Annotated in this window: 1 protein-coding gene (running past one end of the window); it reads right to left on the bottom strand. The window is 66.9% G+C overall.

Annotated elements, in window-relative coordinates:
• Positions 1-14,919 carry the start of an LEPR-XLL domain-containing protein gene (locus QUV35_RS07415; RefSeq protein WP_300872129.1) on the bottom strand. 27,405 nt of this gene lie to the left of the window's left edge, so 14,919 of the gene's 42,324 nt are visible here — the first part of the coding sequence; its start codon is at positions 14,917-14,919; its stop codon lies beyond the left edge, outside the window.

The following is a 14,919-nucleotide window of genomic DNA, read 5'->3' as shown; positions in this document are numbered from 1 at the left end:
GGAGAAGTCCTGTGCCCGCAGGGTGATGTTGCCCTGGGCCAGCAGGGTCGCGTCGCCCGCCGTGACGCTGCGCCCGGCAACAGCTTGAACCACCGCGTTCACATGGTTCTCGGTGTTCACCCCGGCGCCGCTCAGACTGACCGCGACCTTGCCGCCCGTGATCGCTGCGGAGACCACCAGGATGCTGGCATCGACCCTCTGCATGGCGTCGGCCAGTACCTCGATGTGGCGCCCTGCGCTCAGGCTGGCACCCTCGATGACTGCCTGCACCCGCAGCGGCTGCTCGACCACCACCTGCTCCCACAACTCGCGGTCAGCGTAGTCCTGGGTGACCAGCAGGTTGTCCTTGACCCCGTCACCGTCCACGTCCTTCTTGCCCAGCGTCTGCTTGCCGATGTAGCGGTAGGTGTCGCCCGCGCGGGCACCACCACTGCCAGGGGCGAGGTACACGGTGTCGCCGGTACGGATCTGCAGCGGGTTGTCAAGGCCCGAGGTGTGGGTCGCCGAGGTGCTCGAACCGGGGTCCGAGCCAATGTAGTTGCGGGCAATGCCCACGCCGATGGAGGCACCGACACCGACGAGGCCACCCGCCGCGGCCACCGAAAGGCCCATGATGGATGAGGTGATGGTGGCTGAGTTGATGGCGCTCACGGCCACGTCGCGGGCCGCCAGCAGCGTGCTGTCGATCACCAGCGCGCTGCTCTCGCCCAGGATCACGTTGGTGGCCGAAGCGCCTGCGCCGGACAAGGCAATGCCCGCGGTGCCGCCAAAACCGGCCGCCACAGAGGCCGCGATGGCGGTGGATGCGATGTAGGCCTGTTCAAACGAACGAACCTGCACATCGCCTGCGCGGGCGACCAGCTGATCCTCGACCGCTCGCACCGCCGCCACCACCCGGTTGTCGATGTGGTTGCGCGCCAGCGCAGCGCCGATCGACAAGGAAACGCCTGCTGTCCCCCCCACCGAAGCGGCAATGGAGGCTGCACCGGCAAACACGTTGATCACCGAGCGATCAACCGCCAGCACCTCGACCGCATTGCCTCGAATGCCGCGCGCCCGGTCACCATCGATCTCGGCGGTGATGTCCATCGCGATCCGGTTGTTGGCGCCCACGCCCGAGCCACTGGCCGCCACGCCCGCCGTGCCGCCGCCGGCAATGGCTGCTGAGCCGCTGAGCACCAGCGCACCGATGCGCTGTTCTGCGGTGGCCAGCACCTGGATGTCGCCGCCCGCGTTGATGCTGGCATCCAGCACCGAGGCCCGGGTTTGCGCCCGCAAGGCCGGCGCCTCATCGGTGTAGCCGATCCAGTTGCGCGCCAGCGCGATGCCGATCGACGCCCCCACGCCAGCAGTGCCCCCGGCGCCCACTGCCAGGGAAACAGCCGCCACGATCGAGCTGATCGCCGCCGTGTTGACAGCGGTCACAAACACGTTGCCGGTGGCGGTGGCATCGCCGTTGGAGAGTTGCGCCACCGTGCTGTTGAGCACCTCGTTGTAGGCCACGGCGCCCGCGCCGCTGACCGCAATGCCCGCCGTGCCCCCCACCGCCAGTCCCAGCGCGGCCGCGGCCGACACCGCGTGGATGGTGCTGTTGCCCACCTGCAGAAGCGTGGGGTTGGCCGCGTTCAGCTGCAGCGTGTAACTGCGGCCATTGGCCAGCAACAACTGCCACGAGCGACCACGCTCCAGCACCCGCAGCACAAGCTCGGGCTCCACCACCTTGAAGCGTGTCGTGTCGGCGTAATTCAGCGTGCCGAGATCCCCATCCAGGGACGTGCTGCCGGTGAATTCGTAGACCCGCCCACCCGTTCCGCCCAGGGCGTAGCCCCCGGCCAGCTTGACTTTCTGTCCTGGCTTGAGCTCTTTCTGGCCATCGCCCGAGGTGAGGTCCCAGTCGGCCGTGAGGCTCGGTGCGGACGGCAAGGCCATGCCGTTCAATCGCAGCGCATCGGCCAGTTTCGACAGCAGACCCAGGTCCTTGCTGCGGTCCAGCATGTATTCGTCCCGGCCCTCCGTGTCCTCATCGTCCGGGTCGCTGGTGGCAGCATCATCGAGCACCGCGGCCGACAAGCCGGCGGTGGTGGCGAGATCGATGGTGAACAGGGGCACCGACCGGGAGACCGCGCTGATGCGCAGGTCGCCAGAGCGCGCCGTCACCGTCTGCGCCGCATCGATGCTGGCCAGCGTGTCGCCGGCCACCGCGTTGAAGGCGAGACTCAAACCGATGGTGACCGAAATGCCGGCCTTGCCACCCAGCGATGCGCCGATCGAAGCCGCACCGGCGATCGCGTTGATGCTGGCCGCGTTGTCGGCCAGCACCGTGATCTGGTTGGCAGCGATCGCACCGCTGTTGCGGATCTGCGCGCGCACATCCACCAGGATGTTGTTCTCGGTGTAGACACCGGCGGCAGACACCGCCACACCCGCCTTGGCCGAAGCCGCCACACCAACCGTGCCGGCCAGCACCACCGCGCCGATGCTCGCGGTGGAGGTGGCCAGCACCGTCAGGTTGCCTCCGGCCTGAACGCCGGAGCCTTCGATCAGTGCCGTGGTCTCGGCCCGGCTGGGGGTGATCGCCACACGGCGCCACTGGGCCCGGTCGTGGTAACTCTGCGCGCCCAGGCTGATGCCGTCCTTGTCGTTGCGGCTCTCGCCGGTGTATTCAAACACCTGCCCGATCTGTGGGCCCTTCGTGATCAGCACGGTATCGCCCGTGCGCAGCGCGTTGGGTTTGTCTTCGTTGTTGTAGGTGATCGGCGGCGTCTGGCTGCGGTCCCAGCCAATTTCGTTCATCGCCACCGACAGGCCCAGGGCCACCGCCGGCGTGGCTTTGGACCCAAACCCCACGGCGAGGGCAGCGGCGCGCACCAGTGCATCGATGCGCGCGGTATCCAGCGCCAGCACATCGACATGGCCGCCAGCGCTGATGTCGCTGTTGCGGATCACGGCGCTGCTGCCGCCCAAAATGGTGTTGACCGCGATCGCGCCGCCGCCGGCCACGGCCACCGAACTTTTCAAACCAGCCGCCACGGCAACCGCCGTGGCAGTGGCCGTGGCCTCAATGGAGCCGCTGCGCTCCACTGTCACCAAGACATCACCCGCCACCGACACCGCCAGGCCAGCGGCCAGGGAGGCCGATGCCTCGCTGCGCAAGGTGTTGCGCGCCATCGCAAAACTGATGGACACAGCGGTGGCTTCACCGGTACCGACGCCAACAGAAATCGACGCCGCCTCGACGTCGGACACGATGGACGAACGCTCGATGGTGCTGACCGACAGCTTGCCACCGGCCTTCACGCCAGACGCACTCGCGCCCAGCGTGGCCGCACTCGACGTGCTGACCAGGTTCAGGCTCAGGATCGCGCCCACGGTGATGCTGCTCGCCCCGCCTGCGGGGGTCACACCAATGGCCGCCGACGCGTTTTCAATGCGGGCGTCGATGGCGGCGTTGGAGTCGGCTCGGATCACGATGTCGCCACCCGCCGCGATGGAAACCGCCTCGGTCACGGCGCGCGCGTGCACCGGATCTTCGGTGCCGAACACGCCACCCGCGAGCGTGTCGATGGCGTTGGCGAACACGTTCTGCGGGTTCCAGCCCACCGTGTTGAAGGCCAGCACCGCACCAATGGCGTAGCCGCCCGAGCTCACGCTGGAGTCGATGGTGCTGACAATGCGCGCGCTGTCCACGGCTTCCACACGGAAGTTTCCACCGGACTGCACACTGCTGCGGTTCGCCAGCGCATCGGCGGAGGCCAGCACCAGGTTGGTGACGATGACCGCGTTGACAGCCACGTCCTCGCCCTCGCCAAACGCACTGCCGCCGCTGGACTTCACCGTGCTGTCGGTCTGCGCGAGGATGCTGGCGTTTTCGGTCGCCAGAATGTGCACATGGCCCACGGCTTCAACCTGCTGCCCCAGCAGCAGGGCCTTGACGCCGCTTCGAACGTCGTTGCGCACGATCAGGCCACCAAAGGCCATCGAGTCCGAATCCGAAATGTTGGTGCTCAAGCCCGGCACCAGATCTTTCGGATCGGTGGAAGGCAGCGACTGCCAGCGCGACTTGTTGGTGAAGTCCTGCACGCCCAGGTCCAGCGCGCCTGGCGTGCCGAGAAACAGGTAGACCTGCCCGGCCTCGCCGAGCACCTTGCGCCAGCGCTGGCTGTTGCTCCAGTCTTCTTCGACCAGATCGGGCGTTTCCAGGGCGGTGCTGCCCACGTATTCAAAGACATCGCCCTCGGCCGCGCCCTCGCTGTCGAACTTGATCTCGACCCGGTCACCGGCTTGCACGGTGTCGGGTTCGTCGTAGCTGTTGTAGGCCGCACTGCCCACGCGCACCAGAGTGCCCTTGGCCACGGTCTGCGTGCCGGACCGGTCGGTAAAATCCGTGCCTGCGCTGTTCACGATGAAGCCCGTCACCAGGCCCATGCCACCGTCGTTCTGGGTGGATGCGATGGCGGACAAGCGCGAGATGGCGCGGATCGACGCGTTTTCCGTGGCCTCAATGACGACGTTGCCCGCTGCTTTCACCACCTGGTTGGTGGCGTTGCTGCTGCGGATCGCGGCATCGGTGACCGCGCTCACCATGTTGCTGCTCAGCACGGCGCCCACGGCCAGACTGGACGCGTCCGTGAGGGCCGAGGCCTTGGACTCGGTGTCGTTGTCCACCAGCGCGCGCAACACGGCGCGGTTCGTGGCGGTGACGCTGACGTTGCCGGCTGAGGTCACCTGGGAATCGGTGATGTAGGCGCGCACACGCGCCGGGTCTTCGTTGCCGATGTCGGTTCCGATGAGGGCGTCGATCGTCTGGAACAGGATGTTCTGTGCTTCCCAGCCGATGGTGTTGAAAGCCAGGGTGACGTTCACGCCGGTGTCACCCGACTGCACATTGGCCACGTTGCGCGCGTCGATGAACGCATGGTTGTCGGCGTTCACGGCCACGTCGCCGCTGCGGCTCTGCACCTGGCTGCGCAGGATCTCGGCGTCGGCATGCGACAGCACCAGGTTGGTCGCGATCACACCGTTGACGGCCAGGCTCGTGCCCTCGCCCAGCGCACTGCCGCCCGACGAGGTGGCCTCGCTGTTGTTCACGGCACGGATGATCGCCTCTTCGAGTGCCTGCACCTGGATGGCAGCGGCGTCGATGCGCGCGTCCGAGATGCGGGCCACAGCGCCACTGCGCACGTCGTTGCGCACCACCAGCACGCCCACCGCCACCGAATCGGAATCGCTGATGTTGAGTTCGGGAATGGCCTGGGTCGAGGTCTTCTCGAACCAGTAACCCAGATCGCTGAAGTCGGCGGCCGCCAGATCCACCGTCGAGGCGGTGCCCATGTAACGGTACAGACCGCCAGGCGTGCCGCCGGCATCGTGGTCCTGCGCCAGCCGCACCAGGTCGCCAAAGACCAGGCTTTGTTCGCCGTCGGTGCTCAGGTAGTCGAAGTCCTTGACGGAGAGGGCGTTGAGCGAGTTTTTCAACACGCTCACACCGCCGGTGTTGCTGGTCACCGACGAGGCGACCAGTTTCATGTTGGCGTAGACGCCAGCCGCATCGCTGGCGCGCAGGACAAAATCGCCGCCCGCCACCACATCATCGGTGCGGCCCTGCGGCCGGACGTAGGTCGATCCGTATTCGATGGTGGCCACGGCGCCCGCCGCCACCATGTTGCTGGCCAGCACCGCCGAGGCACCCACGCCCGAGGCGTCATACAGCGCCGAGGCCGAGGACGACGCGGCGTTGCTCAATGTGGCATTGAGCTGAACCGCATTGGTGGCTTCCACCGTGAGGCTCCCGCCGGCAGACAGGGCGGTGTCGAGCACCCGGACCCGGGCCTGGGACGGCTGCGCATCGCCGATGGAGGTGCCGATCAGCGCGTCCAGCGCCTGGAAGAGGATGTTCTGTGACTCCCAGCCCAGCGTGTTGAAGGCCAGCGACACGCCCACCGCGGTGTCGCCACTGGTGGTCACGCTGTTGAGGGTGGCGTCGATGCCGCTGGCGTTCTCCGCCGTCACCGACACGTTGCCGGTGGCATCCAGCGTGCTGGAGAGCGCTTCGACCACGGCGTCGGACAACACCAGGTTGGTCACGATCATGGCGTTCACCGCCAGGCTGGTGCCGGTGCCAAACGCGCTGCCGCCAGAGGAGCTGACCATGCCTTCAGACAGGGCCTTGAGATCGGTCGCTTCCAGCGCAGATAGCAGCACATCGCCGCCGGCGCGCAGCTGGCTGTTGTTGACCATCGACTTGACCGAACTGCGCAAGTCGTTGCGCACCACCAGGCCGCCGACACCGATTGCATCGGACTCTGTGAAGCTCAGCGACGGGATGGCCGCGGCGATGTTGCCCGGCACCACACGGGCCCAGTCGGCGCCCAGAAAGTCTTCCTTCGCGAGATCGATCAGCGTGCCACCGAAGTCGACACTCGGATCGCTCGCCACCGGAACCGCAGCCACATAGCGGTACACGCCGCCGCTCACGCCCCCGGCGGTGTGACCGCTGGCCACACGAACCAGGTCACCGCTGGCGATCGTCCGGTTGCCCGAGCGGCTGGAATAGTCGTAGCTGCGGGTCAGGTCGCTGATCAGCCCGCCCACCAGGCTGGAGCCCAGGTCGTTGGTCGTGCTCGAAATGGCCTTCAGGTCGCTGCTGGCGTCAATGCCCGCTCTTTCACGGGCGTCCACCTTGACAGTGCCACCGGCCGTCAGGCGACTGTTGTCCACCGTGACCAGGGCTTCACTGGCCACGCGGTTCATGGCCAGCACGGCACTCACGGCCATGCTGGAGGCGTTGAACAAGGCCGAGGCTGCCGAGGTGCTGTCGTTGGTGAGCTTCGCGGTGATTTGCGCGGCCTGGATCGCCTCCACCTGCACATGGCCGCTGGCGGTGACGGTGCTGTTCGTCACGCGGGCCACCGCACCCGACGCCTGCATGTCGGCAATCTGGGTGCCGATCAGGGCATCCACCGCCTGGAACAGGATGTTTTGCGGTTTCCAGCCCAGGGTGTTGAAGGCCAGCATCACGCCCGCGCCGGTGTCACCGCTTTTGGTCACGCTGTCGTTGGTGGCGTTGATCGCGGAGGTGTTGGTGGCGCGCACCACGGCATCGCCGCTCAGGGTGTCCACCACGCTGCGCAGCAACTCCGCCGTGGCGCCTCCCAGCACCAGGTTGGTCGCAATGGTCGCGTTGACCGCCAGGCTCGTGCCCTCGCCAAACGCACTGCCGCCCGAGCTCTCTGCGTAACTGTCGAGCACCGCCTTGATGGTGGACTGCGCGCGCGCATCCACCAGGGCACTGGCCGACTGGACACTGGCGTCGCTCAGTTGCGCCGTGGCGCCACCGCGCACATCGTTGCGGACCACCGCAGCGCCGATGGCAATGGCGTCGGAGTCGCTGACGTTGCCGATGCCGGGAATGGCGTTGGTGCTGAGCACCTCTTGCCAGAGGTCCAGGTCGGTGTAATCGGCGTCTGCAGGCGTGAAGCTCCCGCTGACACCCATGTAGCGGTAGATGTTGCCCGCGTCGTCCCCGTCAACGAGCTTGACGCGTTCGTCGAACTTGATGGTGTAGGTGCCGGTGTCGGTGTTCAGGAATTTGGGCGCCTTCACCATGTCCGACACGGTGGACACGGTGTTGCGCAAGATGTCGACACCACCGAGGTTGGTGGTGGTCGAGGAAGCCACCAGCTTCACGTTGGCGAACACGCCGGCCGTGTCGCTGGCACGCACCGCAAACGCGCCGCCCGCGGTGATCTGGCGCACCAGGTCGGAGGGCAGCACAAAAGTGGCGCTGAAGTCCACCTGTGCCAGCGCGCCGGCGGCCACCATGTTGCTGGCCAGCACCGCCGATGCGCCGGTGCCGGAAGCGCCAAAAAGGGCCGAGGCTTCCGACGTGGCGGCGTTGCTGAGGGTGGCGTTCAGTTGCGCCGCATTGCTGGCGTCCACCAGCACGTCACCACCGGCGACCAGCACCGTGTCCAGCAACAGCGCCTGCGCCCGCGACGGTTTGGCATCACCGATTTCCGTGCCGACCAATGCATCGATTGAACGGAAAAGTATGTTCTGCGGCTCCCACCCGAGGGTGTTGAAAGCCAGCACCACGCCCACGGCCGTGTCGCCGCTCTTGGTCACGCTGTTGAGCGTGGCGTCAATGGCGCTGTCGTTGTCGGCCGTGGCGCTCAGGTTCCCCCCGGCGCGCAGCGTGCTGGCTTTCACATCCACCAGCACATCGGCCAGCACCATGTTCGTCACGATCATGGCGTTGACCGCCAGGCTCGTGCCCTCGCCAAACGAGCTGCCACCCGAGGAGGTCACCATGCCTTCGGACAGCGCGCTGAGCTGGGTCAGGGACACGGCGGCCATGTTCAGGTCAACGCCGGCCGAGGCCTGGCTGTTGGTCACCGCGACCTTGACCTGACCACGCAGGTCGTTGAGCACCACCAGACCGCCCACGCCAATGGCGTCGGAGCCGGAGAGGTTGAGGTTCGGCAGCAGTTTGGAAGCGGCCTCGGGCAGCACGCGCTGCCAGTCCGCACCAAAATAATTGACACCCGACAGTTTGGTGCTGGTGTCCGCTCCGCTGTAGCGGTAAACGCCGCCGGCCACACCGCCGGAGCGGTGGTCAGATGCCACCCGCACCAGGTCGCCTGCCTTGAGGGGCTGTGTGCCCGAGCGGGTGGTGAACTGGTAGCCCGCGCTCAGGTCGCCGATCAAGCCGCCGACCAGGCTGGCACCTGCATCGTTGGTGGTGCTCGATATCGCCTTCATGTCGCTGTTGGCCTTGATACCCGCCTCTTCCCTGGCCAGTACATCGATGCGACCGGTCGCACCCAGCGTGCTGCCCTCCACCGTGGCCAGGGCTTCGCTGGCCACCCGGTTCATCGCCAGCACGGCACTCACCGCCAGGCTGGAAGCGCCAAACAATGCCGACGCCGCCGAGGTGCTGTCGTTGCTCAGGCTGGCTGTCAGTTGTGCGGCCTGGATGGCCTCCACCTTGACGTGGCCGCTGGCTGTCACTGTGCTGTCCACCACGCGGGCCACGGCGCCGCTGGTGTCGATGTCACCGATCGACGTCCCCACCAGGGCGTCCACCGCCTGGAACAGGATGTTTTGCGCTTTCCAGCCCAGGGTGTTGAAGGCCAGCATCACGCCCGCGCCGGTGTCACCGCTTTTGGTCACGCTGTCGTTGGTGGCGTTGATCGCGGAGGTGTTGGTGGCGCGCACCACGGCATCGCCGCTCAGGGTGTCCACCACGCTGCGCAGCAACTCCGCCGTGGCGCCTCCCAGCACCAGGTTGGTCGCAATGGTCGCGTTGACCGCCAGGCTCGTGCCCTCGCCAAACGCACTGCCGCCCGAGCTCTCTGCGTAACTGTCGAGCACCGCCTTGATGGTGGACTGCGCGCGCGCATCCACCAGGGCACTGGCCGACTGGACACTGGCGTCGCTCAGTTGCGCCGTGGCGCCACCGCGCACATCGTTGCGGACCACCGCAGCGCCGATGGCAATGGCGTCGGAGTCGCTGACGTTGCCGATGCCGGGAATGGCGTTGGTGCTGAGCACCTCTTGCCAGAGGTCCAGGTCGGTGTAATCGGCGTCTGCAGGCGTGAAGCTCCCGCTGACACCCATGTAGCGGTAGATGTTGCCCGCGTCGTCCCCGTCAACGAGCTTGACGCGTTCGTCGAACTTGATGGTGTAGGTGCCGGTGTCGGTGTTCAGGAATTTGGGCGCCTTCACCATGTCCGACACGGTGGACACGGTGTTGCGCAAGATGTCGACACCACCGAGGTTGGTGGTGGTCGAGGAAGCCACCAGCTTCACGTTGGCGAACACGCCGGCCGTGTCGCTGGCACGCACCGCAAACGCGCCGCCCGCGGTGATCTGGCGCACCAGGTCGGAGGGCAGCACAAAAGTGGCGCTGAAGTCCACCTGTGCCAGCGCGCCGGCGGCCACCATGTTGCTGGCCAGCACCGCCGATGCGCCGGTGCCGGAAGCGCCAAAAAGGGCCGAGGCTTCCGACGTGGCGGCGTTGCTGAGGGTGGCGTTCAGTTGCGCCGCATTGCTGGCGTCCACCAGCACGTCACCACCGGCGACCAGCACCGTGTCCAGCAACAGCGCCTGCGCCCGCGACGGTTTGGCATCACCGATTTCCGTGCCGACCAATGCATCGATTGAACGGAAAAGTATGTTCTGCGGCTCCCACCCGAGGGTGTTGAAAGCCAGCACCACGCCCACGGCCGTGTCGCCGCTCTTGGTCACGCTGTTGAGCGTGGCGTCAATGGCGCTGTCGTTGTCGGCCGTGGCGCTCAGGTTCCCCCCGGCGCGCAGCGTGCTGGCTTTCACATCCACCAGCACATCGGCCAGCACCATGTTCGTCACGATCATGGCGTTGACCGCCAGGCTCGTGCCCTCGCCAAACGAGCTGCCACCCGAGGAGGTCACCATGCCTTCGGACAGCGCGCTGAGCTGGGTCAGGGACACGGCGGCCATGTTCAGGTCAACGCCGGCCGAGGCCTGGCTGTTGGTCACCGCGACCTTGACCTGACCACGCAGGTCGTTGAGCACCACCAGACCGCCCACGCCAATGGCGTCGGAGCCGGAGAGGTTGAGGTTCGGCAGCAGTTTGGAAGCGGCCTCGGGCAGCACGCGCTGCCAGTCCGCACCAAAATAATTGACACCCGACAGTTTGGTGCTGGTGTCCGCTCCGCTGTAGCGGTAAACGCCGCCGGCCACACCGCCGGAGCGGTGGTCAGATGCCACCCGCACCAGGTCGCCTGCCTTGAGGGGCTGTGTGCCCGAGCGGGTGGTGAACTGGTAGCCCGCGCTCAGGTCGCCGATCAAGCCGCCGACCAGGCTGGCACCTGCATCGTTGGTGGTGCTCGATATCGCCTTCATGTCGCTGTTGGCCTTGATACCCGCCTCTTCCCTGGCCAGTACATCGATGCGACCGGTCGCACCCAGCGTGCTGCCCTCCACCGTGGCCAGGGCTTCGCTGGCCACCCGGTTCATCGCCAGCACGGCACTCACCGCCAGGCTGGAAGCGCCAAACAATGCCGACGCCGCCGAGGTGCTGTCGTTGCTCAGGCTGGCTGTCAGTTGTGCGGCCTGGATGGCCTCCACCTTGACGTGGCCGCTGGCTGTCACTGTGCTGTCCACCACGCGGGCCACGGCGCCGCTGGTGTCGATGTCACCGATCGACGTCCCCACCAGGGCGTCCACCGCCTGGAACAGGACGTTTTGCGCTTTCCAGCCCAGGGTGTTGAAGGCCAGCATCACGCCAGCCCCGCTGTCACCACTCTTGGTGATGCTGTTGTTGGTGGCCGTGATGCCGGCGGTGTTGGACGCACGCACCAGAACGTCGCCGCTCAGGGTGTCCACCACACTGCGCAGCAACTCGGCGCTGGTGTCTCCAAGAACCAGGTTGGTGGCAATGGTCGCGTTGACCGCCAGGCTCGTGCCCTGACCAAACGCACTGCCGCCCGAGCTCTCCACATAGCTGTCGAGCTTGGCCTGGATCACCGAGCTGGCCACGGCCTCGATCGTCAGCGAGGCGCTGGCGCTCTGCACATCGCTCACCGATGCCTTCGCCCCACCGCGCACATCGTTGCGCACCACCACACCGCCGACCGCGATCGCGTCGGAGTTGCTGATGTTTCCGATGCTCGGAATGGCGTCGGTGCCGAGCACCTCCTGCCACAGGTCCAGGTTGTCGTAGGCCTCGGTGCTGGGCTTGATGCTGCCCTGCTCACCCAGGTAGCGGTAGATCTTGCCGGCATCATCGCCCTCGGCCACCTTCACCCGGTCGCCAAACTGAACCGGCACCGTGGCGGTGTTGCTGCTCAGGTACCGGGCCGGGTTGACGGCGTCCTGCAAGCTGCCCGCGAGGTCTCTGAGCACCTGGACGCCACCGTCGTTGCTGGTGGTCGACGAGGCCACCAGCTTCACATTGGCGTGCACGCCGATGTCATCCTCGGCACGCACCACCAGGTGGCCACCCACCACCGCCTTGGCCGGTGTTCGTTCAAACGAGGCGCGTGCGCCGGTGTTGATGCGGTTGCTGGCAAGCACGGCCGCCGCGCCCGCGCCGGACGCGCCGTACAGGGCAGAGGCTTTGCTCTCGGCCGCATTGGTCACGGTGGCGTTGACGTCGGCGCCCTGCACCGCTTCCACCGTCACGTCGCCACCCGCCTGCAGCCGCGTGCCCGCGATCTTAGCGACCACCTCGCTGATCTGGTTGTCGTTCCAGGCCGTGCCCAGCAGCGTGTCCATGCCCGCTGCCCAGACGCTGCCGATCGCCGCGCCGATCGAGTTGAAAGCCACCGCGATACCGACCGCCGCCCCGCTGCCGCCGGCCACGCTCGAAGCCGCCTCCGTGCGCGCCGACACAGCCGATTCGTTGTTCGCCAGCACCCGCACGCCGCCGTCTGTGCGCAGCTGGCTGTCCGTGACCACCGCCATCACGTCGCCGGTGACCTCGTTCCAGGCCACGCTGCCACCCAGGGCCAGCGAATAGGTGGGCAACAGCGCGCTTTGGCCGCCGTTGTCGACCAGGCTCTGCACATCCACCCGGGACGACAGTTCCTGCGCGTTGAGCGCCACCACGCTGATCGCAGCGGCATCCACCGAGCTGCTGGTGACCGATGCGGAAACAGACCGGTCCACCGTGTTGCCAGCCAGGGCCCGGCCCAGCGCCACCGACGGGAACTGCTTGAGATCGAGCTGGAAATCGCCCGACCGGGCCAGATACGAGCCGCGGTCGGCGGCGTCGACCAGGACACCGTCGCCCTGCGCCGGGCCCTGGAAGACTGTGTTGTCCAGCGTCGCCCAGACGCCGCCATCCATGGTCTGACGAACATCCTTGGCGCGGCCGATGTATTGACCGGCATGCTGCGCCGAGACCATGAGCCCCGCCGCCGACAGATCGGATTGCGCCACCGACGCCCTGGCACTGTCGGAGGCGTTGGTCTGCACGCTGCCCACCAGCGAAGAAACCACATCGGCGATCACCGCGCCACCGCTGGCGGCCCGAACCACCACGCCACCGCTGGCTCCGCCCGCCAGGCCACCCAGGCTCAGGCGCGCCGCCGTGGCACTGGTCGATGCGGTCCCAAGAGACGCCAGGGTGGTCTTGTCCAGATCGATGACGGTGTTGAGCAGGTCAAAACCGGTCAACGAAGTCAGCAGTGCATCCTGACTGGTCATCTTCACCAGCACATCGGCGGTGTTCAGGGCCTCCACCAGCAGGCTTTCGCTGCCACCCGCTGGAGACACCAACTGGCCGATCTGCAGCACCACGCCGCCCTGGATATCGGCCTCGGCACGCTGAATGGCGCTCACCGTGACCGAGCCCGTGCTGGCGAGCGACAACGCAGACGGTGCGGCCGAGGCGCTGTAGTTGCCCTGGCTGACAGCCACCACCGACAGACCCCCGGCACGAATCGAAGCCCCGGCCAGCAGCCGGGATTGCGCAACGCTGGAGGCCTGGATCGACAGATTGAGGGTGTCGGGGCTGTTCAGGCCCGCTTCGACCTCGCTGCGCGATTCAATCGCCAGCCAGCCCGAGGTGCTGATCTGACCACCCACGATCACCGATGACGCGGCATCGAGCTGCGCCCCGACGCCCGATGCGGCCGTGGCCAGGTCGCTTGCCAGCAAAGAGATGTTGCTGCTGGACAGCGTGACGCTGCTCTGGGGCACCACGATCTGCTCGGCCAGCACGGTGAGGGCGGTCGCGCCCAGTTGCAGCGCGCCCAGGGTGATCTGGTCGCGTCCCGTCCCGCCCTCCACCACCAGCTGCTGCGCCGGCAGCTGAACGACCACCCGGGTCGCCGCATCGGCACCGCTGCCCTGCACCGACAGGAAGGTGGTGGCGCCGTCGCTGAAGGTGCTCAGTTCGGCCGCGTTGTCGCCCGAACCCAGGGTCACGGTGGTCTGGCTCTCCAGGGACCGCGCGGTCAGCCAGACGCCATCGGCGTCCTGCCGGTACTCGAGGTAGATGCCGCTGCCCACAGCCAGACCACCGATGGCCGAGAACGAACCCTCGACGGCGCTGTAGTCAAGAATCTTGAAAGAGTCGCCCGCAGTCAGCTGAAAACCATCCAGCAAGACCACATCGAGCCGGCCATCGAGCTGGGCCAGACCCGCGATGTTGATCTGGTCATGACCCACACCCGGTGCGAGACCGGCGATCTCGATCTGCAGCACGGCATCGCTGCCCTGGGTGTAGTTGGCAAGGTTCTGGAGACCGGGCGAATAGCCCGGGCTCAGCGTGCCTTCGTTCACCAGATCGCCCACCAGCGTTCCGCTGCCCCCCAGCACCGCGCCGGGATTGATCTTCAAATGGGCATCCAGAGCACCCGCGGCCGGCGCCAGCAGGGCCAGGTCCACGTTTCCAGACCCGATGGTCATCCATTCGAGACCCGCGACCGCACCGGGGTTTGCCGCGCCGGCCGAACTGTGGTCGCCGTTGACCTGTGAGCCCAGTTCCTCGCCCGGCATGTCCGGCAGCTGGATGCGCTCGCCCGCGACACGAGCGCCCGTTTCGCCGAACCCGCTGCCGGCATCCCCTGCCGGCAGTGCCGCGTCCATGTAGGAAGAACGCACAGCGCCGCTTCCGACGCCGAAAGCGGTCCAGTCCACGGCAAACGAAGGCAGGGCCAGATCGAGATCCGATGGATAGCCCGACTGCTCGCGGGCCAGCATCTGGATGCGGTCTCGAGCAGACTCCTCACCCTGCCAGCCCATCCGCTCGTGAATGCCGTCGTACTCACCCCCATTGCGCGGCAGCACCACATGGGCTGCTGCCAGCAGTGGGTCGGCAGACAGCAGCACCCGCTGCTCGAGCGGCTCAACGCTGAACGCATTCCGCATCATGCGCTGCAGCAAGGGAGAGACACAACGGGTCGCAGAGCGGTGTTTGGTGCGGATCAT

It is taken from the genome of Hydrogenophaga sp. (genome assembly GCF_030373225.1).
Classification (GTDB): domain Bacteria; phylum Pseudomonadota; class Gammaproteobacteria; order Burkholderiales; family Burkholderiaceae_C; genus Hydrogenophaga.
This window is presented reverse-complemented; position numbering and strand designations above follow the sequence as displayed.